The organism is Pantoea sp. UBA5035 (assembly GCF_002415245.1).
Taxonomy (GTDB): Bacteria; Pseudomonadota; Gammaproteobacteria; order Enterobacterales; family Enterobacteriaceae; genus Pantoea; species Pantoea septica.
Genome location: NZ_DICD01000020.1, coordinates 1 through 22,775, shown reverse-complemented (window position 1 = coordinate 22,775; position 22,775 = coordinate 1). Strand labels below are relative to the sequence as shown.

The window sequence follows — 22,775 nt, the reverse complement described above, 5'->3', positions numbered from 1 at the left end:
CATCGGCACATCCGGGGTTTAGGGAAATTCCGAAAGCCGCACGGCGGCGTGCTGTTGTAAGGTTGCGAGGCTTGAAAGAAGAGAGGAGAGAGCATGTATTTACGACCCGATGAGGTAGCGCGCGTTCTGGAGAAGGCGGGATTCGAAGTAGACGAGGTCACGCCCAAAGCTTACGGCTATCGCCGTGGCGACAGCTATGTCTATGTAAACCGCGAAGCCCGTATGGGACGCACGGCGCTGGTGATCCACCCCACGCTAAAAGAGAAGAGTCAGCCGTTCGCCGAACCGGCGTCAGAGATGAAGACCTGCGATCACTACACGCGGTTTCCGCTCTATCTGGCGGGCGAGTCGCAGGAGCACTACGGTATTCCCCACGGATTCAGTTCGCGCGTTGCGCTGGAGCGCTACCTGCAAAGCGTCTTCGGCTGACGGCGGCCAGCCCCGTCAGCGCGGGGCACGGCGCCTTTTTTTAGCAAAACCTTATCTTTTATCACGTTGCAATTCCCGGCGACGACGCGTATAAACCTGCCATATAGATGTTTAGACGTCCATATGGATGAAAAGATGAGCGAGCAGGAAAACCCTTCACGGCAACAATTTAAGCGCACGATGAAAACGCGCCATCTGGTGATGCTATCGCTGGGCGGCGTGATCGGCACCGGGCTGTTTTTTAATACCGGCTATATCATTTCCACAACCGGCGCGGCGGGCACGCTGCTCGCCTACCTGATCGGCGCGCTGGTGGTCTGGCTGGTGATGGTCTGCCTCGGCGAGCTGTCGGTGGCGATGCCGGAAACCGGCGCCTTTCACGTCTACGCAGCGCGCTACCTCAGCCCAGCCACCGGCTACACCGTCGCCTGGCTCTACTGGCTCACCTGGACAGTGGCGCTCGGCTCCAGCTTTACCGCCGCGGGCTTCTGCATGCAGTACTGGTTTCCACAGGTGCCGATATGGATCTGGTGTCTGCTGTTCTGCGTTGCCATCTACTTACTGAATATCATCTCCACGCGCTTCTTCGCTGAAGGGGAATTCTGGTTCTCGCTGATCAAAGTGGTCACCATAATCGCCTTTATCGTGCTGGGCGCGGCGGCGATGTTCGGCTTTATCCCGCTGAAAGACGGCAGCGCCGCGCCTGGACTGGGCAATCTCACCCAGCACGGCTGGCTGCCTCACGGTATTCTGCCGATTATCATGACCATGGTGGCGGTTAACTTCGCCTTCTCCGGCACCGAGCTGATCGGCATCGCCGCAGGCGAAACCGAAAATCCGCAGAAAGTGCTGCCGCTGGCGATCCGCACCACGGTGGCGCGGCTGATTATCTTTTTTGTCGGCACGGTGCTGGTGCTGGCGGCGCTGATCCCGATGGATCAGGCGGGCATCGTCAAAAGCCCCTTTGTGGTCGTGTTCGAGAAGATCGGTATTCCTTACGCGGCCGATATCGTTAACTTCGTGATCCTTACGGCGATCCTCTCGGCGGCGAACTCCGGGCTCTACGCCTCAGGGCGCATGCTCTGGTCGCTGGCGAATGAAAAGACGCTGCCGCGCTGCTTCGCCCGCGTCAATAAACGCGGCGTGCCGCAGCTGGCGATCACCGTCAGCATGCTGGGCGGCGTGCTGGCGCTGCTCTCCAGCGTTATCGCGCCGGACACGGTGTTCGTCGCGCTGTCGGCCATCTCCGGCTTTGCGGTGGTCGCCGTCTGGCTCAGCATCTGCGCGTCGCACTATATGTTCCGCCGTCGTCATCTGGCGCAGGGCAGGGCGCTGGGCGAGCTGCTCTACCGCGCGCCGTTCTATCCGCTGACGCCGATACTTGGTTTCGCCCTCTGTCTGCTGGCGTGCGTCGGACTGGCGTTCGATCCTTCGCAGCGCATTGCGCTCTGGTGCGGCATTCCCTTTGTGCTGCTCTGCTATGCGGTTTACGCTGTCACCCATAAAAAATCGCAGGCTGAGGAGGCCAAAGATGCAGCATAATTCCGTGGCGCAGGCGCTGGCTGAAAGCGACATGCTGATTCTGGACGGCGCGCTGGCGACCGAACTTGAGGCGCGCGGCTGCAACCTGGCGGACGCCCTCTGGTCCGCGAAGGTGCTGATGGAAAACCCTGAGCTGATCTATCAGGTGCACTACGACTATTTCGCTGCCGGGGCGCGCGTCGCCATCACCGCCAGCTATCAGGCGACGCCGCAGGGCTTCGCCGCGCGCGGGCTGGATGAGGCGCAGTCGCTGCAGCTCATTGCCCGCAGCGTTGAGCTGGCGCGGCGCGCGCGCGACGACTACCGCGCCGCAAGCGGCAGCCAGGCCGCGCTGCTGGTGGCTGGATCGGTCGGGCCGTACGGCGCCTTTCTCGCCAACGGCGCGGAATATCGCGGCGACTACGCGCTGCCGGATGACGAGATGAAGGCGTTTCACCGTCCGCGCGTGCAGGCGCTGCTGGCGGCGGGCGCCGATCTGCTGGCGTGCGAAACGCTGCCCTCGTTTGCCGAAGCGCGGGCGCTGACCGCGCTGCTGGCGGAGTTTCCCGAGGCGCAGGCCTGGTTCTCCTTTACGCTGCGCGACCCGGCGCACATCAGCGACGGCACGCCGCTGCGCGAGGTGGCGGCTTTCCTGCAGGCGCAGCCGCAGATCGTCGCGCTGGGCATCAACTGCGTCGCGCTGGAGCAGGCGACGCCGGCGCTCCAGCAGCTGCAGACGCTGACCAGCAAGCCGCTGGTGGTCTATCCCAACTCCGGCGAGCAGTACGACGCCGCCAGCAAAACCTGGCACTCCGCGCCGTCGGGCTGCACGCTGCGCGACAAGCTGCCCGAGTGGCGCGCCGCCGGCGCACGGCTTATCGGCGGCTGCTGCCGCACCACGCCGCAGGATATCGCGGCGATTGCGCACGGCTGTCAACCGCAATAAAGCGCAGAAAACAGGCGATGATAGGGCGATTAACCACGCAAGGGCGGTTTACACTGCCCTTTCTGACTCTTAAGCGGATCCCTTCATGAAACAGCGACTTCTTATCCTTGCCGCCGCGCTGCTGCTTAGCGGCTGCGCCTCGATTGTCGGCTCGTCGACCCAGGCGGTGCGCATCGACTCGCTGCCGCAGGGCGCGCGCTTTACCGTACAGGATGAGGATGGGCGTTCGGTAGCGGAGGGCTATACGCCGCAAACCGTCGAGCTGGCGAAGTCGACCGGCCGCTATTTCGGCAAGAAGCACTATCAGGTGATGCTGGAGAGTCCGGGCTACGTGCCGGTGACGCTGCCGATCGAAGGCAAAGCGAATCTCTGGTATCTGCTGGGCAATATTCCGCTGGGCGGTTTTCCCGGCTGGCTGCTGGTCGATCCCTTTAATGGCGGAATGTACAACCTCCAGCCGGAACATCCGCGACCCTTCCTTAATCCGGTCGGCGCGCGCGGCTGACGGCGACTACTGCGCGGTGGGTTTCACCATCGCGCCGCCTGAGCGGAACCTTTCCAGAAACTGATGCTGGAAAATGCACATGCGGATGGTATTGCGATACTCGCCGTTGATAAAGAACTCGTGCTTCAGCACCCCTTCCGTTTCAAATCCCAGCTTGCTGTAGATGTGAATCGCCTTCTCATTCTCCTGATCGACGATCAGATAGAGCTTGTAGAGATTCAGCACTGAAAAACCGTACTCCATCGCCAGCTTCGCCGCCTGGCTCGCCAGCCCTTTGCCCTGATGCGCCGGATCGATAATGATCTGAAACTCGGCGCGGCGATGCACGTGGTTGATCTCCACCAGCTCCACCAGCCCGACTTTCTGGCCGTCGTGCTCCACGACGAAGCGGCGTTCGCTCTGATCGTGAATGTGCTTGTTATAGAGATCGGAGAGTTCGACAAAGGCCTCGTAGGGCTCTTCGAACCAGTAGCGCATGACGCTGGCGTTGTTATCCAGCTGATGAACGAAGTGCAGATCTTCCCGCTCCAGCGGGCGTAGCTTAACCGTCATGGTCACCTCTTTGCTGATAGAATTCGCGCGAGTATAGCGCACAAGGCGCGCCAGCTCGCGCGAACCTTCATGCCCCGATCTGCTCGACGATGCGCCCCTGCGCCATGCGCGCGGCGCGATCGCACATATGGTCGATCACGTCGGGATCGTGGCTGACCAGCACCATCGTCAAACCGTCGTCGCGCTTGAGATCGTTCAGCAGGTTAAGGATCTCCGCCTGTACCGACATATCGAGCGCCGAGGTCGGCTCATCCAGCAGCAGGATCTTCGGCTCCAGCAGCAGCGCGCGCACGATCGCCACGCGCTGGCGCTGGCCGCCGGAGAGCTGGTGCGGATAGCGCTCCGCCAGAGCCGGATCGAGCCCAACGTGGCGAAAGCCTTGATCGATGCGGTCGTCGATGCTGTCGCGGCGCAGCAGCTTCAGCGGCTCCGCCAGGGTGCGGCGCAGGCGGTGGCGCGGATGCAGCGAGGCGTAGGGATCCTGAAACACCATCTGCACGTCGCGGCGCAGCTGGCCGGTAAAGGGCCTGCCCGGCGCGACGTCGCTGCCCGCCAGCGCCATTTTTCCCTGCCAGTGCGGATTCAGCCCGGCCATCACCCACAGCAGCGACGACTTGCCGCAGCCGGAAGGGCCGACCAGGCCGAAGCATTCGCCGGCGTTGACCTGCAAATCGACCTCGTGCACCACGGTGCGCAGCTCATAGCCCTGCTTGTGCGCGACGCTCAGCCGCTGAAGATTAATCATGATTCGCCTCCAGCGCGACGCGATCCAGCACCGGCAGCGGCTGGCCGTGGGTCGCTTTGCTCGGACGGCACGACCAGAGCGTGCGCGTATAGGGATGGGTGGCGCGCGGCAGATCGGCGGCGGGCAGCGTATCGAGCACGCGGCCTTTGTACATCACCATCACGCGCTCGCAGTGTTCAGAAACCTGCTGCAGATCGTGGCTGATCAGCAGCAGACCCATATTGCGCGCCTCGACCAGGCGACGGATCAGCGCCAGCACCTGATCGCGCATGGCGTGATCGAGCGCCGAGGTCGGCTCGTCGGCGATCAAAAAGGCGGGATCGGTAATCAGCGCGATCGCCAGCATCACGCGCTGGCCCATGCCGCCGGAGAGCTGATGCGGATAGCGCTGCATCAGCTGGCGCGGCTGCGGCAGGCCCACGGCGTCGAGCATCTCGCACACTTTCTCCTTACGCTCGCTGCGGCTCAGGCGGCGGTGCAGCAGCAGCGGCTCCTCTACCTGCCAGCCGATGGTGCGCGTCGGGTTAAGCGCATATTTGGGGTCCTGCATCACCATCGCTACCGTATCGCCGCGCAGCGCGCTCCAGGCTTTCTCGCTCAGGCGCAGCGCGTCGTGCCCGGCCACCTCCAGCTTCTGGGCATTCAGATGCAGCGCAGGGGAGAGCAGCCCCATCAGAGAACGCGCGGTCAGCGACTTGCCGGAGCCCGACTCGCCTACCAGCGCCACGCGCTCGCGGCCGATGCGGAAGCTGATGTCGTCCACCAGCAGCGCGTCGTCGCTGCGGATGCTCAGCGACTCGGCGTGAAGTAACAGATCATTTGGCATGGCGGGTATCCAGTCGGTCGCGCAGGCCGTCGCCTGTCAGGTTAAAGGCCAGGCTGGCGAACAGAATCGCCGCGCCAGGGGCGGCGGCGACCCACCACTGGTCGAAGATCACTTTACTGCCTTCCGCCACCATCGAACCCCATTCGGCGGTCGGCGGCTGCACGCCCATGCCGAGGAAGCCGAGGCCGGCGGCAGAGAGAATAATGCCGCCAAGGCTGAGCGCGGCGCGCACCACGGCGGTAGGCAGGCAGAGCGGCAGAATATGGCCGAACATCAGGCGCAGCCCGGTAATGCCCTGCATCCGCGCAGCGGCCAGATAGTCGCTGCGGCGCAGCGCCAGGGTCTCGGCGCGCGCCTGGCGGGCAAAGGGCGGCCAGCTGGTGAGCGCCAGCGCCAGCGCGCCGTTCATCAGTCCGGGACCGAGCATCGCCACCAGCGCCAGCGCGATCACCAGATTCGGCAGCGAAAGAAAAATATCGGTAATGCGCATCAGCACGCGCTCCGTCCAGCCGCCAACGTAACCGGCCGTAATGCCGACCAGCAGGCCGACTGGAATGGTCAGCACGAGGATCAGCGACACCAGCAGCAGCGTCGGGCGCGCGCCGTAGATCACGCGGGAAAGCAGATCGCGGCCGAAGCCGTCGGTGCCGAACCAGTGCTGTGCCGACGGCGGCAGCAGGCGCGCCGAAATGGTCTGCATATTGGGATCGAACGGCGCCAGCAGCGGCGCGAGCAGGGCGGTCAGCACCAGCACCGCCACCAGCGTCAGGCCGATGGTCAACGAGGTGACGCGACGGCGACGGCGGCGCGGCCGTACGGTTTCGAGTTCAGAAAGTTGTTGCGTCATCGGGTTCTCGGATCGGTTAACCAGGTTAGGGCATCCGCCAGGGCGTTAAGCAGTATGAAGCAGGCGCCAATCAGCAGCGTAGAGCCGAGGATGGCCGGTACGTCGGCCGAGAAGAGCGCGTTGGTCATGTAGCGTCCGACGCCCGGCCAGGCGAAGACGGTCTCAGTCAGCACCGAACCCTCCAGCAGCGTGGCGTAGGAGAGGGCGATCACCGTCACCAGCGTGCCCAGCACGTTGGGAAAAATATGGCGCAGCAGAATGCGGCCGCGACCGGCGCCTTTGGCGCGCGCCAGCGTCACATACTCTTTGCTGCTCTCTTCCAGCAGCGCGGCGCGCAGCAGACGGGTAATGCCCGCCATCGCCAGCAGGCCGAGGATCACCACCGGCAGCCAGAGGTGGGCGATGGCGTTGCGGAACATCTCGCGATCGCCGGAGAGCCAGCTGTCGATCAGCACGAAGCCGGTTTTCGGCTCCAGCGTATAGACGTAGAGATCGTCGAGCCGTCCCGGACCGGCCGACCAGTGCAGCACGGCGTAAAACAGCAGCAGCCCGAGCAGGCCGAGCCAGAACACCGGCACCGAGTAGCCGAGCAGGGAGACGAAGCGCGCCACGTTGTCGATCACGCTGCCTGGCTTCCAGGCGGCGAGCAGCGCCAGGCTCATGCCGAACAGGGCAGCGAAAATCATTGAGCAGGTCGCCAGCTCAATAGTCGCGGGAAAGGTCTGCATCAGATCGTTCGCCACCGGCTGATTCGTCAGATGGGAAAGACCGAGATCGCCGCGCGCCAGATGTTCGAGGTAGCGCCAGAACTGCACCAGCACCGGCTGATCCAGCCCCAGCTCGTGTCGCACCTGCGCGTAGGTCGCTTCGCTGGCGTGATCGCCGGCGATCTGCTGCACCGGATCCACCGGCGACAGGTGGGAGAGCATAAAGGTAAAGGCCAGCAGCCCAAGCAGCGTCACCAGCAGCGACAGCAGGCTGGTGACCAGCCGCGACAGGCGCGGCCAGAGTTGCCGGGCGAACCCGGCCTCCGAGGCTGACTGCGCCATTATTTGCTGACCTGCGAGTAGTAGACCATGTCAGGGTTGATGCCCTGCACGTAGCCTTTCAGGTTGTCGCGCAGCGCGACCAGGTTGCGCGCCTGCAGGCCGATCACGTACGGCGAGTTTTTCAGCACCGATTCCTGCATCGCTTTGTAGAGCGCCACGCGCTTCTGCGGATCGCTTTCCGCGGTCGCCGCCAGCACCTGCTTGTTTAGCTCGGGAATATGCCAGTCGGAGCGGTAAGCGATAGTTTTGCTGCCGTCTTCCGGGTTATAGGCGAAAGAGGCGGCGTTGGTGTTGGGATCGAAGTAGTCCGCGCCCCAGGCGTTCAGCGTCGCCTGATACTTATGCGCCTTCACGCTGGTGGAAACTTCCGAGCTCAGGCCCGGCTGCACGTTGATCTTCACGCCGCCTTTGGCGAAGCTGCCCTGCAGCGCCTGCGCGATATCGAGGTAGGGCGGCTGATTGCTGGTGGAGAGATCGAAGCTGACGTTGGTCAGGCCCGCTTTCTGCAGAATCGCTTTCGCCTTTTCAGGATCGTAGCTGTAAGGGGTGTCGTTGACCGCGCCGAGGAAGCCTTTCGGCAGGAAGGTCTGATGCACGTCGAACTGGCCTTTCAGCAGGTCGTTGGCGATGCCCTTATAGTCGAACAGGTAGCGCGCCGCTTCCCACAGCGCCGGGTTCTTCAGGGTCTCGTTGCCGCCGACGTTGAACTGAATGTAGTAGAGCGACGCCATCGGGTAGGCTTCCGTCTTCACGCCCGCCTTGCCTTTCAGCGCGGCGATCTGATCGGCGCCGAGGTTACGCGCGATATCCGCGTCGCCCTGCTCCAGCAGCAGACGGCGCGCCGCCGGCTCCGGCACGTTTTTAATCAGCACGTTTTTCAGCTTCGGCGCGCCGGCCGGTGAGGTCGGGTTAGCGCTCAGCAGTACCACCTGATGCAGCACCACTTTGCGGATCTGATAGGGGCCGCTGCCCGCGGAGTTTGTCGCCAGCCAGCCGTTGCCCAGATCGCCGTTCTTCGCGTTCGCCATGACGGTTTTTTCATCAACGATAGAGGAGACCGGGGCGGAGAGCAGGCTCAGCACATAGGTCGGGCTGACGTTGGCGGTCCAGCTGATCTGCACGTGGTTGTCGTCGACTTTCTTCAGGAAAGTATCGACGTTCTCTTTGGTCCAGCCGAGCTGCGTCAGAATAAAAGAGGGATCGAGGTTGAGCTTCACCACGCGGCCCAGCGAGAAGATGACATCTTCCGGGCGCAGCGGATTGCCGCTGGAGAATTTAGCGTCTTTGCGCAGTTCGAAGGTCAGGCTGCGGTTATCGCTGCCCGGCTGCCAGCTGCTGGCGAGCGTCGGTTTCAGATCCGTCGGGTTTTGCGGATCGGACTGGACCAGGCGCTGATAAAGATTGGTAAAGGCTTGCACGCTGGTCAGTTCAAACCCTTTGGCAGGATCGAAGCTGTCGGCGTCATCGATAGACTGAGCGATAACCAGGGTATCTTTCGGCGTGGCGGCCTGCGCGGCAAAGGCGGCTGTCAGCGAAAGCGCTAACAGGGAAGCAGCGGTTTTTTTCATGGTAATTCCTTGCCTTATAAAGTAGTCACGCGAGTGTACGAGAGGGCTTAAAGGAAGAATAGTCTATTATTGGCTAACCTTATGCGGAAAGGTTATAAGAGTAGCGCTCTGGTTATAAGAGACGCAAAGCGGTGTTAAGTCAGTATAGAGAAACAGAACCTCAACGAAGCCTATTTAGCCTTAATTTATTCTTTATCCTTTTTTCGCCGCGCTTATAATAGCGGCAACTTTCTACTGGAGAATTCACTTGGACAGTCATTCGATTTGGTTACTGACACTGGCAAGCTGAATTTCCATGCTGCTTGCCATCCGGCGGGCAGCGATCCTCTTTAATAACGATTGCTCCCTGAAAACGCTATTTATTACAGGGCGATGGTTATGCTGTTTTTCACTCACGCACTTTTTCCTCCACCTCGCTCGCGTAGCTGACCGGCTGCGCCCTGCGCCTGCGCCTTCTCACCGCGTCGAGAGATAATTGCGGCGAGCGGTTCGCGCCTGCGGCTTATTCGCCCGTCACGCTACGCACTCCCTTGAATATTTTCTTTGATGACGCACGCCTTACTTCGCGTGCCGGGATTGCTTTGCCTGTTACAGGGAGAACTCACCATGTCTGAATTAAAACTGGAAAGCCAGACGCTGGCGAAAAATAGCCGCCGCGCCGCGCGAAGCGGCGCAAAACATTATTTAATCGAGCAGGAAGCGGATCGCACGATCGAGGCGACGCTGGCCCACTTGCACAGTCAGGCGGACGGGCTGAGCCAGCAGGAAGCGGAGCGCCGTCTGGCGCAGTTCGGCCCTAACGAGGTGGCGCAGGAGAAAGCGCCGCCTGCGCTGCTGCAGCTGCTGATGGCCTTTCATAACCCCTTTATCTACGTGCTGCTGGCGCTGGCGGCGGTGAGCTTTTTCACCGATTACTGGCTACCGCTGCGTGCCGGGGACGAGGGCGATCTGACCGGCGTAATCATCATCTGCGCCATGGTGACGCTGAGCGCGCTGCTGCGTTTCTGGCAGGAGTTTCGCACCAATCGCGCTGCCCAGGCGCTGAAGTCGCTGGTGCGCACCACGGCCACCGTAATGCGCGACGGCGCGCCGCAGGAGATCGCCATGCGTGAGCTGGTGCCTGGCGATATCGTACTGCTCAGCGCGGGGGATCTGGTGCCTGCCGACCTGCGTCTGTTCCGCTCGCGCGATCTCTGCGTGAGTCAGGCGGTGCTGACCGGCGAGTCGCTGCCGGTCGAGAAGGTCGATCTCAGCGCCGAGGTGGCGGCGAAAAGCAGCAGCGGTCGGTCGGCGGGCAAAAGCCTGCTGGAACAGGACAACATCTGCCTGATGGGCGCCAGCGTTTCAGGCGGCAGCGCCTGCGCCGCGGTGGTGGCGACCGGCAGTCAGACTTACTTCGGCTCGCTGGCGAAATCGCTGGTCGGCAGCCGCGCTCAGACCGCGTTTGACCGCGGCGTCAACAGCGTCAGCATGCTGCTGATCCGCTTTATGCTGATTATGGTGCCGGTGGTGCTGTTGATTAACGGCTTCAGCAAAGGCGACTGGACCGACGCCGCGCTGTTCGCGCTGGCCGTCGCCGTGGGGCTGACGCCGGAGATGCTGTCGATGATCGTCAGCTCGAACCTGGCGAAAGGGGCGATGGCGATGGCGCGACGCAAGGTGATCGTTAAACGCCTTAACGCCATCCAGAACCTCGGCGCGATGGATCTGCTCTGCACCGATAAAACCGGCACGCTGACGCAGGATGAGATCCAGCTGTCGCACGTCCTCAACTGCGACGGCGAAGAGGATGAAGGCGTGCTGCTGCTCGGCTGGCTGAACAGCAGCAGCCAGACGGGCGGCAAAAACCCGATGGATCGGGCGGTGGTGCGCGCGGGCGCGCGACGCATCAGCGAGGCGCAGCGCAGCCGCTATCACAAACAGGATGAGCTGCCTTTCGATTTTGCGCGGCGTCGCCTGTCGGTGCTGCTGGAAGATCTGCAGCAGGGCGACTCGCTGCTGGTGTGCAAAGGCGCCGTCGAGGAGATGCTCGCCGTATCTACCCGCGTGCGCGTCAACGGCGAATGCGTGCCGCTCTGCGCGGCGCGCCGGGCGGCGCTGCAAAAGCTGGCTGAAACCTATAACCAGCAGGGCTTCCGCGTGCTGCTGGTGGCGACGCGCGAAGGGGATATCACGCTGCCGCTGACGCAGGCGGAGGAGCGCGAGCTGACGCTGGAAGGGATGCTGACTTTCCTCGATCCGCCGAAGGCGAGCGCAGGCGAAGCGATTAAGGCGCTGCGCGCCAGCGGCGTGGCGGTCAAAGTGCTGACCGGCGACAACCCGACGATCACCGCGCGCATCTGCCGCGAAGTGGGGCTGGACGCCAGCGGCATGCTGACCGGCGATGAGATCGAAGCGATGAGCGACCTCGAGCTGGCGCAGGCCGCCGAGCGCAGCAGCCTGTTCGCCAGGCTGACGCCGCCGCAGAAGGCGCGGCTGGTGCGGCTGTTCCAGCAGAACGGCCATACGGTCGGCTTCCTCGGCGACGGCATCAACGACGCCCCGGCGCTGCGCGACGCCGACGTGGGAATTTCGGTGGACAGCGCGGCGGATATCGCCAAAGAGTCCTCCGACATTATTCTGCTGGAGAAAGATCTGCGCGTGCTGGAAGCGGGCGTGCTGAAAGGGCGCGAAACCTTCGGCAATATCATCAAGTACCTGAACATGACCGCCAGCTCTAACTACGGCAACGTCTTTTCCGTGTTGATCGCCAGCGCCTTTATTCCGTTTCTGCCGATGCTGTCGATTCATCTGCTGCTGCAGAACCTGATGTATGACATCTCCCAGCTGGCGCTGCCCTGGGACAAAATGGACCCGGAGTTCCTGCGCAAGCCGCGCAAATGGGATGCCGGCAATATCCGCCGCTTTATGCTGTGGATGGGGCCGACCTCGTCGCTGTTCGATATCACCACCTTCGCGCTGATGTGGTACGTCTTCGGCGCGAATCACGCGGGCGCGCAGTCGCTGTTCCAGTCCGGCTGGTTCGTTGAAGGCTTGCTGTCGCAGACGCTGGTGGTGCATATGCTGCGCACGCAGAAGATCCCCTTTATTCAGAGCCGCGCGGCGCTGCCGGTGCTGCTGACCACCTTCGCCATTATGGCGCTCGGCATCGCCATTCCCTTCTCGCCGCTCGGCGCGATGGTCGGCCTGGTGCCGCTGCCGCTCGCCTATTTCCCCTGGCTGGCGGCGACGCTGTTCGGCTACTGCCTGGTGGCGCAGGGCATGAAGCGGATCTATATCCGCCGCTTCGGCCAGTGGTTCTAGGAGAGCGAACATGAAAAGAAGAGGGCTCGACCGGGCATTTGTCGGCGTCGCGCTTATCGCTATCGCGCTGATTCTGCTGACGGTGATTGTGCGCTAATGAGCGGGCGGCGAGGTGACTCGCCGCCCTTATCCTGCTGCCAGGGGTAAACCTCAGATATTATCGGTCTTAATTTTCCCGCCTGTTTTTTCTTTTTCAGCGCTGCCATTCAGCGCATCCCTCTCTATACAAAATCGTAAAATCCATTAAACAATTCGGCTGAAAATTCATCAGAAGAGAGTTGTGGCTAACCCAAATTTATGGATAATACGCAGCAAATTTTACTTAAATTAACATAGTTTACGATTAATTTACGTGACAGGGACTGTCTGATGTATCTTTGGCCTAAATCTATTCCGCTCTCTTTCTCTCTGCTGGCTGGCGTTTTTTTAACCGCGCAGGCCGCTGCCGCCGACGCGTTTCCTGACGCCGGCGAACAGATCCGTCAGCAGCAACAGCGCCAGCAGGCGCTGGAGCAGCAAATCGAACCGAAGGCGCCCGACGTGCGGCTTTCGCCGCCCGTTTCCAGCTTCGGACGCATCGACTTTCCCGTTGAAAAACCCTGTTTTCCTATCGCGCGCGTCGAGCTGCAGGGGCAGCAGACGCTGCCGCACTGGCTGCCGCTGCGCCGCATCGCCAGCCAGGCGCAGGGAAAATGTCTGGGCGCGCAGGGCATTAACCTGCTGATGAGCGCCCTGCAAAACCGGCTGGTGGATCACGGCTATGTCACCACGCGCGTGCTGGCGCCTTCGCAGGATCTCAACAGCGGCGCGCTGCGGCTGGTGATCCTGCCCGGCTACGTGCGGGAGGCGAAGCTGACGCCGGAGAGCGATCGTCATCTCTGGCTCTACAGCGCTTTTCCCGCGCACGCCGGCAACCTGCTTGATTTACGCGATATCGAGCAGGGGCTGGAAAACCTGCAGCGGCTGCCGACCGTAGAGGCCGATATGTCGGTGGTGCCCGGCGAACAGCCAGGCGAAAGCGATATCCAGGTGCGCTGGAAGCAGCAAAAAATGTGGCGCGTCGGCCTGTCGCTGGACGACTCCGGCACCCGCAGCACCGGACGTTACCTTGGCGGCGTTACGCTGTCGCTCGACAATCCCTTTGCGCTGAGCGATCTCTTTTATCTGTCGGCCACGCACGATCTGCAAGGCCAGGGCGGCAAGGGCAGCAAAAACTTCACCGGCCACTACTCGGTGCCGTTCGGCTACTGGATGTTCTCCGTAACGGGCAGCGATTACGACTATCACCAGACGGTCGCCGGCACGAATCAGGACTACCGCTACAGCGGAAAAAGCAAAAGCCTCGATCTGCAGCTCAGCCGCGTGCTGCACCGCAGCGGCTCGCAGAAAACGTCGCTGACCTATGACGTGCTGACGCGCGAAACGCGCAACTATATCAACGATACCGAGGTACAGGTGCAGCGGCGACAGACCGCCGCCTGGCGTATCGGCCTGCAGCATCGTCACTATATCCGTCAGGCGACGCTTGACGCGGGCGTCAGCTATCAGCGCGGCACGCGCTGGTTCGGCGCCCAGCCCGCGCCGGAGGAGTATTTCGGCGAGGCGACGGCGCTGAGCAAAATCGTGCAGCTTAACGCCCAGTTCAACCTGCCGTTCCGCATCGGCGATCAGCGTTTTCGTTACAACATGCAGTATCTGCGCCAGATGAGCAGCACGCCGCTCACGCCGCAGGAGCAGTTCTCCATCGGCAACCGCTGGACGGTGCGCGGCTTCGACGGCGAGCGCACGCTCAACGCCAGCCGCGGCTGGTATCTGCGCAACGACATCGCCTGGAGCACGCCGCTGCCCGCGCAGGAGTTCTATCTCGGCGTGGACTATGGCGAGGTGGGCGGCGCAGGCAGCGAACTGCTCACCGGCCAGCACCTGGCGGGCGGGGTGGCAGGGCTGCGCGGGCAGGCGTTCAACACCGGCTATGACCTGTTTATCGGCACGCCGCTCTCTAAACCGGACGGCCTGCGCACCAGCGACGTCACGCTCGGCTTCAACCTCAACTGGAGCTACTGAGCATGCGCGCGGGAAACTATGAGATTAAATCGCCGCTGATCCTCGGCGGCGAAGAGAGCGAAGCGGAAGTGCTGGGCGCCGCGGTCTGGCTCTGGATGCACTCGCCGCTGCATCGCGATGCGCCGCTGCACGCGCTGCCGACGCTGCTGCTGCCGATCGTTAAAAGGCAGCAGTACGTGCTGGTCGCCGAAGCGGGCGAGCCGGTTTTTTTCTTTAGCTGGGCCTGGCTGAATGAAGAGGCCGAAGCGCGCTATCTCACGCTGCCTGCGATCCATTTTCCGCCAGAAGACTGGAACAGCGGCGAGCGCATGTGGTGCTGCGACTGGATCGCGCCGTTTGGCCATACCGCGGCGATGAGCCGTCTGGTGCGCCGCGACCTCTTTCCTCACGCCTGCTGGCGGGCGTTAGATCATCGCGGCGAACAGCGCGGCAAGCGCGTGTTGAATTTTCATGGCGCCAGCGTTAACCGCGAGGCGGCAAAAAAGTGGCGACAGGAGCATCCGCTCGCCGTGGCGTTACCGCAAATCTGATAGGGACATTAGATGAACAGAAACCTCTACCGCATTATTTTCAACAAAGCGCGCGGCATGCTGATGGTGGTGGCCGATATTGCCGGTTCAGGCCGCGCAGGCGGCGCACGCGCATCGGGCCTGGGCCGCACGCTCAGCCGACTCATCGGTCGGGTTGGCGCGCTGAGCTTCAGCCTCTGGCTGGCGATGGGCGTCATCCAGCCCGCCAGCGCCGCTATCGTCGCCGACCCGCAGGCGCCGGGCGGTCAGCAGCCGACCATTATCAACAGCGCCAACGGCACGCCGCAGATCAATATTCAGACCCCTTCCGCCGGCGGCGTGTCGCGCAACAGCTACAGCCAGTTCGACGTCGGGCAGCAGGGCGCCATTCTCAACAACTCCCACAAAAACGTCCAGACCGAGCTGGGCGGCATGGTGAGCGGCAACCCCTGGCTCGCCCGCGGCGAGGCCAAAGTGATCCTCAACGAGGTTAACTCGCGCGATCCCAGCCGCCTGAACGGCTTTGTCGAAGTGGCGGGACAAAAAGCGCAGGTGGTGATCGCCAACCCGTCCGGCATCACCTGCAACGGCTGCGGATTTATCAACGCCAACCGCGCCACGCTCACCACCGGCCAGGCGCAGATGAATAACGGCAACCTCACCGGTTTTAACGTCGAACGCGGCGAGGTGGCGGTCGAAGGCGCGGGCATGGACAGCTCGCGCCAGGACTACACCGACATTATCGCTCGCTCGGTGAAAATCAACGCCAGCGTCTGGGCTAAGGATCTGAACGTCACCACCGGACGCAACCAGGTGGATGCGGCGCATCAGCAGGTCGCGAAACAGGGCGACGATGCCGCTTCGCGTCCGCAGGTGGCGCTGGACGTCGCCAGCCTCGGCGGCATGTATGCCGGTAAAATCCGCCTGATCGGCACCGAAGCGGGCGTCGGCGTGCGCAACGCGGGCAACATCGGCGCCCAGGCCGGCGCGGTAACCATCACCGCCGACGGCCGCATCGAAAACAGCGGCAGCATTCGCAGCAGCGGCGAGTTGCAGGTCACCACCAGAGAAGGCCTGAGCAACAGCGGCGCGCTCTTCGCCGGCGGCAGCGCCACGGTCGCCAGCGCGGCAGAACTGCAAAACAGCGGCTCCGTCGCCGCGCGCAATAACGTTACCCTGCAGGCCGCTCGTCTCAACAGCGCGACGTCGGGCATCCTTGCCGCAGGCGTACAGGATGACGGCAGGCTCGGCGAATCAGGCGATCTGACGCTCGCCGCCGATGGCGCGCTGAGCGCGCAGGGCGAGAACCTGGCGGGCGGCAGCCTGACCGCGCGCGGCCAGCGCCTGGATCTCAGCGGCAGCCGCACGCAGGGGAAAAACATCACCCTCGAGGCGCGCGACGGCGACATCGCGACGCGCGGCGGCACGCTCGTGGCGCAGCAGCAGCTCGCTGCCCGCACCGGCAAAATGCTGGATAACGACGGCGGCGCGCTGACCGCTAGCAGGCTCGATCTGCAGGCGCACGATCTCTCCAGCCAGCAGGGTCAGATTACGCAAACCGGCGGCGACGACCTCGCTATCGCGCTGCCGGGCAGCCTGAATAACCGCGGCGGACGCATTGCCAGCAACAGCGGCAGCCTGACCCTGAACGCTGATACGCTCGATAACCAGTCCGGCGAGATCGCCCATGCCGGCAGCGGCGCGCTGGCCATTGACGCGCGCAGTCTGCAGGGCGAAGGCGGCAAGCTGCTTTCCAACGGCCAGCTCAGCCTGCGCGGCGGCGAGTTCAACCTCGACAAGGGAACGACCTCCGCGCAGCAGATCGACGCCGATGTCGACAGCCTGTCGAACCAGCAGGGCCAGCTGGTGCAGAGCGGCAGCGGCGAGATGCGGCTGCATACGCGCGGCGCCCTGAATAACCAGGGCGGCCAGCTGGCGGGCAACGGCAATATCGACCTCAAGGCCGCGGCGCTGGATAACCGCTCCGGCGCCATCGTCGCCGCACAGCAGGGCAGCCTGACGGCAGAGGTCAGCGGCGCAGTCGACAACCGCCAGGGCGAACTGGCGGCCAGCCGCGATCTCAGGCTGAACGCCGATCGGCTGGACAACCGGCAGGGCCGCGCGTCGGCGGCAACCGGCGCCGCCAGCCTCGCCACGCAGCAGGCGCTGGCGAATCAGGCGGGTCGTATTGAGGCGAAGGGCGATCTGACCCTCAGCGCCGCCGGTCTGGACAACCAGGCGGGCACGCTGCTGGGCGATAACCTTCAACTGGGGCTGGGCCAGCGCGCGCTGGATAACCAGCGCGGCGTCATCGCCGCGTCAGGCGCGCTGCGCAGCGACAGCGGCGCGCTCAACAACGACGGCGGGCTGCTGCAGGCGGGCGGCGATCTGCTGCTCGACACGCACGGCGCGCGCCTGAGCAATCAGCTGAGCGGCGACAGCGGCGGCATCCTGAGTGCCGGCGCGCTGACGCTGCGCAGCGGCGAGCTGGATAACCGCCAGGGGATGCTGGCGGGCGGCGGTGCTGCCCAGCTAACCACGCAGGCGCTGAACAACAGCGGCGGCACGCTGGTGGGCAAACAGCAGCTGCGGATTGAGAGCGACGGCGCGCTGACCAATGACGCGGGCCTGTTGCAGTCGGGCGGCGACGCCCGTATCGACACGCACGGCTATGCGCTGAGCAACCGCGACAGCGGCAGCAAGGGCGGCATCAGCAGCCTGGGCGCGCTTACGCTTAACGCCGGGGCGATCGACAACCAGCAGGGCTTTATCGCCAGCCAGGGCGATCTCCAGTTAGACGGCGCGCAGCTGGATAACCAGCGCGGCACACTCGCCTCGCAGGCGGCGCTTTCCGCCGTCACGGCCAGCGTCAGCAACCAGAGCGGCGCCATCAAGGCGGGCCAGGGGCTGACGCTGGAGGCGGCGCAGCGGCTCGATAACCAGGGCGGCACGATCGGCGCGGGCAAGGCGCTGCGCGTCACGGCCAGCGAGCTGCTTAATGGCCAGGGCGTGCTGGCGAGCGGCGACACAGGCAGCCTGAGCGTCGACGCGCTGGATAACCGCGGCGGGCAGCTGGCGGCGCAGCAGGCGCTGACGCTGCGTGGCAGCACGCTCGACAACAGCGACGGCGGCCTTATCCAGAGCGGCGATCGTCTCGATATTGGCGTAGATGCGCTGCTCAACCAGAACAGCGGCGAGAAAGGCGGGCTGACCAGCCAGGGCGAGATGCTGATCCGCGCCGGGCGGATGGAGAACGCGCAGGGGCTGGCCCTGAGCGGAAAAGCCTTGCAGCTGGCGGCGGGCAGCCTGAATAATGCAGCTGGCACGCTGGTGGCGCAGGATCAGCTTCGCCTCGATATCGCATCGCCGCAGAACGCGCTGCGCCTCAACACCACATCAATGCTAAATGCGCTGCGCCTTGATACCACATCGGCGCTGAATAACCAGGCAGGCCTGCTGCAGGGCGGTAGCGTGCTCGTCGACAGCCACGGCCAGGGCGTCGACAACCAGAACGGTACCCTCTACAGCCTGGGCGATCTCAGCCTGCAAGGCGGCGATATCGACAATCAGGGCGGCACGCTGGGCGCGAAGGGCGACCTCAGCCTGCAAAGCGGCGAGCTGGATAACCGCAATGGCGGGCGCGTGGTGAGCGAGCAGGCGGCCAGCCTCACCACCGCGCATCTGGATAACCGCGGGGGGCAGATCCAGAGCGTCGGCGATCTGCTGCTGTCGAGCGCGCAGGGCGTTATTGATAACGCCGCTGGCCTTATCCGCAGCGGCGCGACCGCCGTGATCAACGCGTTGCAGCTTAATAATCAGGATACCCAGGGCGCGCAGCAGGGCATCGAAGCGGCAAACCTCAACGTCACCAGCGACAGCATCGCCAACCAGCGCGGCACGCTGCTGGCCGACCGGCAGCTGACCATCAACAGCCGGGGCAGCGTCGACAACAGCCAGGGCGAGCTGTCTGCCGGAGAGGATCTTTTGCTGCAGGGCGACGGCCTGGCGCTGACCAACAGCGCGGGCGGCGTCAAGGCGGGTCGATCGCTGACGATCCGCGCCGATCGCATCGGCGGCGACGGCCAGATCCTCTCCCGCGGCGATATCACGCTGGTGAGCCAGCAGAGCCTGAACAACAGCGGCGAGATGATCGCCAACGGCAGCTTCAACTTCACCACGCCGGGCGACGTCGTCAACAGCGGCAAACTGCTGGCGGGCGGCAAGCTTGATCTGCGCGCCAGCAATCTGCTGAACGCCGCCAGCGGCGAGATCAATGCCGGGCAGGACTGGCTGACCCTCAACGGGCAGCTCACCAACTACGGCCTGATCGACGGCAAGCAGACGCTGCTCAAAGCCGGCACCTTAACCAACATCGGCAGCGGCCGGATTTACGGCGATACGGTCGGCGTACAGGCCGGCACCTTCAATAACCTGGCGGAAAACGGCACCGCCGCCACGCTGGCGGGGCGCGAGCGGGTCGATATCGGCGTTCAGACGCTGAACAACCGCGATCACGGCCTGATCTACAGCGCAGGGGACATGGCGCTGGGCGGGCAGCTGGACGGCAGCGGGCTGGCGACCGGCAGGGCCGACACCCTCAACAACCACAGCGCCACCATCGAGTCGGCGGGCGATATGCAGATCGACGCCGGGCAGATCAATAACGTCAACGACCATTTCAGCACCGAACTGGCGACCGTTTCCACTGAGGCGATCACCGAGTATCAGCAGTCGGGCGACACCGTGCGCTGGAAAGCGGGCGAAGAGGGCGTGTTTGTCGATCGCAACTCCGCCGACTCGCTGCGAAACCTCAACACGCCGGGCAAAACCGGCAGCAACCACGACCGTTTTACCCAGTATGATTACACCCGCACGGTGCAGGAGACGCAGATCGTCGAAAGCGATCCGGCGAAGATCATCGCGGGCGGCAATATGACGGTGAACGCCGATAAGGTGTTCAACGATAAGAGCCAAATCGTAGCGGGCAACACGCTGACGATGAACGCGGGCGAGCTCGACAACGTCGAGGTGGCGGGCCAGCGCATCACCACCGACGCCGGTAAAGTCACCAGCTACTACCGCATCCGCCATAAAGGCGGCGACAGCCAGGGCAAAAAACAGTCAGCCTATACGCCGCCGGATGTGATTGAGACGATTGCGCTGAAGCCGAGCCAGCTGGTCGATCACGGCGACATTAGCGGCACGCCAGTCTCGCTGGCGCCGCAGAGCGCGCAGGGTACCGACGCGGCAATCGGCCATACCGGCAGCGTCAGCGCCGCCGTGGCGGGCAGCGCGCTTACGCCTGACTGGCAGGCGGTCGATAGCGGCGCGCTGCCCGCTATCGCCGCCGCTGTCCTGAAGCCGGGGCAGCGCTTTGAAGTCGCCAGCAGCGTCGCGCCGCAGCAGGGCGAAGCGGCGCGCGTGGTGCGCATCGTCGGGCCGGATACGCGCCTGCCGGACAACAGCCTGTTCAAAACCAATCCGTCGCCCGGCGGCAAATACCTGGTGGAGACCGATCCGCGCTTTACCCAGGAGAAGCAGTGGCTGAGCAGCGACTATATGCAGGAGAGGCTGACGCAGAACAGCGATAACGTCCTGAAACGCCTGGGCGACGGCTACTACGAGCAGCGTCTGATCCGGGAACAGGTGATCAACCTGACGGGTCAGCGCTATCTGGACGGCTACAGCAACGACGAAGATCAGTACAAGGCGCTGATGAACAACGCCATCGATTTCAGTCAGGAATACCACCTGACGCTCGGCGTGGCGCTGACGCCGCAGCAGATGGCGCTGCTGACCAAAGATATCGTCTGGCTGGTGAACGCGCAGGTCAGGCTGCCGGATGGTTCCACCCAGACGGTGCTGGTGCCGCAGGTTTACGCGCGCGTTCAGCCAGGCGATGTCGACGGCAGCGGCGCGCTGATTGCGGGCCGCAACCTCAATCTGAACCTGGGCGGCGGCTTGTTCAACAGCGGCACGCTGGCAGGACGCGAAGTGGTGAAGCTGAGCGCCGACAATATTACTAACCTGGCGGGCACCATCAAGGGCGCCAGCGTCGATCTCGCCGCCCGCACCGATATCAACAACATCGGCGGCGTGATCCAGGGCACCGACTCGCTGCTGGCCAGCGCCGGACGGGATATCAACGCCATCAGCACCACGCGCAGCGTTGAGAGCCGCAGCGGCGACAACAGCTTTGCGCGCACCACCGTCGACAGCGTGGCGGGCATGTATGTGCAGGGCGACGACGGCAGGCTGATCCTGCAGGCGGGACGCGATATCAACCTGACGGCGGCCCAGGTGGTCAACAGCGGCAAGTCGAGCCAGACGGTGCTTCATGCGGGCCGCGACCTCAGCCTTAATACCGTCACCACCGCAAGCCGCGACGATATCGTCTGGGACGGCGACAACAGCCTGAAGCAGGGCAATACGCAGGAGAGCGGCAGCGAAGTGGTGGGCAAAGGCGACGTCTCGCTGCTGGCAGGCAACGATCTTAAGGCGCGCGCCGCCACCCTGTCGGCTGACCTCGCGCTGGCGCTGACTGCCGGACAGGATGTTACGCTGACGAATGGCGAGAACACCCAGGATCTGGACGAGCGGCATAAGGTGACCGGCAGCAGCGGCTGGCTGTCGAAGAGCACCACCACCACGCGTGACCAGATTGCGCGCCAGACGGCGCAGGGCAGCGCGCTGAGCGGCGACAGCGTCACGGTTGCGGCAGGCAACGACCTGCGCGTGCAGGGCAGCCAGATCGCGGGCACGCGCGACGTCGCGCTGCAGGCGGGCAACGATCTCAGCGTGGCGGGCGCGACGGAGCGCAACAGCGAACAGCACCTGGCGCAGGAGAAAAAGAGCGGGCTGTCGGGCACCGGCGGCATCGGCTTCAGTTACGGCTCGCAGAGCCTGAAAACCACCGACACGGCGCAGGATGTGACGAACCAGGGCAGCACTGTCGGCAGCGTGAACGGCAACGTGACGCTGGAGGCGGGCAACCGTCTGGACGTGAACGGCTCCGAGCTTATCGCCGGCAAAAACCTGACGCTGGACGGGCGTGACGTCAGCATCACCGCGGCGGAGAACCAGAGCAGCCAGACGCATAAGGTGGAGCAGAAAACCTCCGGCCTGACGCTGGCGCTCTCCGGCACGGTGGGCAGCGCGCTCAATACGGCGGCGCAGACGGTGCAGGAGGCGAAGTCCGCCGACAGCGGACGGCTGGCGGCGCTGCAGGGCACCAAAGCCGCGCTCAGCGGCGTGCAGGCGACGCAGGCCGCGCGCCTGGCGGCGGCGCAGGGCAACAGTCCGGAGAACAACAACGCCATCGGGGTCAGCCTCTCTTACGGCAGCCAGTCCTCCACCTCCACGCAGCGCAGCGAGCAGCGTACCGCTCAGGGCAGCAGCCTGACGGCGGGGGACAACCTGAGCGTGGTGGCGCGCGGCAGCGGCGTGAAAGGCGCCGACGGCGACCTGACGGTGCAGGGCAGCCAGCTGCAGGCCGGCAAGGATGTGCTGCTGTCGGCGAACCGCGACCTGAACCTGCTGTCGGCCGATAATACCTCCTCGCTGGAGGGGAAAAACGAGAGCCACGGCGGCAGCCTGGGCGTGGGCATCGGCGCGGGCCAGGGCGGCTGGGGCATCAGCGTCTCCGCCAGCGCTAACAAGGGCAAAGGCAGCGAGCAGGGCAGCGGCGTCACCCACACCGAGACCCAGGTGAGCGCGGGCAGCCAGGTGACGATGGTGAGCGGGCGCGACACCACTCTTCAGGGCGCGCAGGTGAGCGGCGAGAAGGTGAAGGCGGAGGTGGGCCGCAACCTGACGCTGGCGAGCGAGCAGGACAGCGACCGCTACGACTCGAAGCAGCAGAGCGCCAGCGCGGGCGGCAGCTTTACCTTTGGCTCGATGACCGGCTCGGCC

General features: G+C 64.0%; 15 protein-coding genes. 9 read left to right on the top strand and 6 right to left on the bottom strand.

The window, feature by feature from the left end:
- The first annotated feature begins 93 nt into the window (after window positions 1–93).
- The 4 genes from B3229_RS14495 to B3229_RS14480 all read left to right on the top strand — a co-directional run bounded on the left by B3229_RS14495 (window position 94) and on the right by B3229_RS14480 (window position 3,401).
- Window positions 94–429, top strand: coding sequence for a DUF2002 family protein (locus B3229_RS14495; protein ID WP_048786806.1), 336 nt, complete (start codon window positions 94–96; stop codon window positions 427–429).
- 135 nt (window positions 430–564) lie between these two features.
- Entirely contained in the window at window positions 565–1,971 is a 1,407-nt protein-coding gene (mmuP, locus tag B3229_RS14490; RefSeq protein WP_286871833.1) for an S-methylmethionine permease, read from the top strand.
- Window positions 1,961–2,896 carry a homocysteine S-methyltransferase gene (mmuM, locus tag B3229_RS14485; RefSeq protein ID WP_286871831.1) on the top strand — a complete coding sequence of 312 codons (936 nt, stop codon included), beginning with the start codon at window positions 1,961–1,963 and terminating at the stop codon, window positions 2,894–2,896. Before mmuP ends, mmuM begins: the two co-directional genes overlap by 11 nt.
- A gap of 85 nt (window positions 2,897–2,981) precedes the next feature.
- A complete protein-coding gene (locus B3229_RS14480; protein WP_048786813.1) occupies window positions 2,982–3,401 on the top strand; it encodes a hypothetical protein in 420 nt (139 codons plus the stop codon).
- A 6-nt stretch (window positions 3,402–3,407) separates the two neighbouring features.
- Here B3229_RS14480 and speG read toward each other — a convergent pair whose 3' ends face one another.
- The 6 genes from speG to B3229_RS14450 form a co-directional block, all read right to left on the bottom strand.
- Entirely contained in the window at window positions 3,408–3,953 is a 546-nt protein-coding gene (gene speG, locus B3229_RS14475; RefSeq protein ID WP_048786833.1) for a spermidine N1-acetyltransferase, read from the bottom strand.
- A gap of 67 nt (window positions 3,954–4,020) precedes the next feature.
- Window positions 4,021–4,698, bottom strand: coding sequence for an ABC transporter ATP-binding protein (locus B3229_RS14470; protein WP_286871827.1), 678 nt, complete (start codon window positions 4,696–4,698; stop codon window positions 4,021–4,023).
- Window positions 4,691–5,524, bottom strand: a complete 834-nt coding sequence (locus B3229_RS14465; protein WP_286871824.1) for an ABC transporter ATP-binding protein — start codon at window positions 5,522–5,524, stop codon at window positions 4,691–4,693. Before B3229_RS14465 ends, B3229_RS14470 begins: the two co-directional genes overlap by 8 nt.
- Window positions 5,514–6,371: an ABC transporter permease gene (locus tag B3229_RS14460; RefSeq protein ID WP_048786819.1), complete on the bottom strand. Its 858-nt coding sequence runs from the start codon at window positions 6,369–6,371 to the stop codon at window positions 5,514–5,516. The genes B3229_RS14465 and B3229_RS14460 overlap by 11 nt, the downstream gene beginning before the upstream one ends.
- Window positions 6,368–7,420, bottom strand: a complete 1,053-nt coding sequence (locus B3229_RS14455) for an ABC transporter permease (protein ID WP_286871820.1) — start codon at window positions 7,418–7,420, stop codon at window positions 6,368–6,370. Before B3229_RS14455 ends, B3229_RS14460 begins: the two co-directional genes overlap by 4 nt.
- A complete protein-coding gene (locus B3229_RS14450; RefSeq protein ID WP_286871817.1) occupies window positions 7,420–8,988 on the bottom strand; it encodes an ABC transporter substrate-binding protein in 1,569 nt (522 codons plus the stop codon). The genes B3229_RS14455 and B3229_RS14450 overlap by 1 nt, the downstream gene beginning before the upstream one ends.
- Before the next feature lie 606 nt (window positions 8,989–9,594).
- Between B3229_RS14450 and mgtA the strand changes: the two genes are divergently transcribed.
- The 5 genes from mgtA to B3229_RS14430 all read left to right on the top strand — a co-directional run.
- Window positions 9,595–12,291 (top strand): magnesium-translocating P-type ATPase, encoded by a 2,697-nt coding sequence (gene mgtA / locus B3229_RS14445; RefSeq protein ID WP_286871814.1) that lies wholly within the window; start codon window positions 9,595–9,597, stop codon window positions 12,289–12,291.
- Between the two features lie 10 nt (window positions 12,292–12,301).
- Window positions 12,302–12,388: a magnesium transporter protection protein MgtU gene (mgtU, locus tag B3229_RS21305; RefSeq protein ID WP_353735419.1), complete on the top strand. Its 87-nt coding sequence runs from the start codon at window positions 12,302–12,304 to the stop codon at window positions 12,386–12,388.
- A 272-nt stretch (window positions 12,389–12,660) separates the two neighbouring features.
- Window positions 12,661–14,355, top strand: coding sequence for a ShlB/FhaC/HecB family hemolysin secretion/activation protein (locus B3229_RS14440; RefSeq protein WP_286871811.1), 1,695 nt, complete (start codon window positions 12,661–12,663; stop codon window positions 14,353–14,355).
- Between the two features lie 2 nt (window positions 14,356–14,357).
- On the top strand, window positions 14,358–14,885 hold the full coding sequence (locus tag B3229_RS14435) for a toxin-activating lysine-acyltransferase (RefSeq protein ID WP_048786826.1): 528 nt from the start codon (window positions 14,358–14,360) through the stop codon (window positions 14,883–14,885).
- Window positions 14,886–14,897: 12 nt separating this feature from the next.
- The coding region (locus B3229_RS14430) for a hemagglutinin repeat-containing protein (protein ID WP_286871806.1) at window positions 14,898–22,775 on the top strand (7,878 nt) is incomplete at its 3' end.

Excerpts from the sequence above, each read along its gene's own strand:
- B3229_RS14495 (WP_048786806.1), top strand. The coding sequence starts at position 94 with ATGTATTTACGACCCGATGAGGTAGCGCGCGTTCTGGAGAAGGCGGGA.
- mmuP (WP_286871833.1), top strand. The coding sequence starts at position 565 with ATGAGCGAGCAGGAAAACCCTTCACGGCAACAATTTAAGCGCACGATG.
- mmuM (WP_286871831.1), top strand. The coding sequence starts at position 1,961 with ATGCAGCATAATTCCGTGGCGCAGGCGCTGGCTGAAAGCGACATGCTG.
- B3229_RS14480 (WP_048786813.1), top strand. The coding sequence starts at position 2,982 with ATGAAACAGCGACTTCTTATCCTTGCCGCCGCGCTGCTGCTTAGCGGC.
- speG (WP_048786833.1), bottom strand. The coding sequence starts at position 3,953 with ATGACGGTTAAGCTACGCCCGCTGGAGCGGGAAGATCTGCACTTCGTT.
- B3229_RS14470 (WP_286871827.1), bottom strand. The coding sequence starts at position 4,698 with ATGATTAATCTTCAGCGGCTGAGCGTCGCGCACAAGCAGGGCTATGAG.
- B3229_RS14465 (WP_286871824.1), bottom strand. The coding sequence starts at position 5,524 with ATGCCAAATGATCTGTTACTTCACGCCGAGTCGCTGAGCATCCGCAGC.
- B3229_RS14460 (WP_048786819.1), bottom strand. The coding sequence starts at position 6,371 with ATGACGCAACAACTTTCTGAACTCGAAACCGTACGGCCGCGCCGCCGT.
- B3229_RS14455 (WP_286871820.1), bottom strand. The coding sequence starts at position 7,420 with ATGGCGCAGTCAGCCTCGGAGGCCGGGTTCGCCCGGCAACTCTGGCCG.
- B3229_RS14450 (WP_286871817.1), bottom strand. The coding sequence starts at position 8,988 with ATGAAAAAAACCGCTGCTTCCCTGTTAGCGCTTTCGCTGACAGCCGCC.
- mgtA (WP_286871814.1), top strand. The coding sequence starts at position 9,595 with ATGTCTGAATTAAAACTGGAAAGCCAGACGCTGGCGAAAAATAGCCGC.
- mgtU (WP_353735419.1), top strand. The coding sequence starts at position 12,302 with ATGAAAAGAAGAGGGCTCGACCGGGCATTTGTCGGCGTCGCGCTTATC.
- B3229_RS14440 (WP_286871811.1), top strand. The coding sequence starts at position 12,661 with ATGTATCTTTGGCCTAAATCTATTCCGCTCTCTTTCTCTCTGCTGGCT.
- B3229_RS14435 (WP_048786826.1), top strand. The coding sequence starts at position 14,358 with ATGCGCGCGGGAAACTATGAGATTAAATCGCCGCTGATCCTCGGCGGC.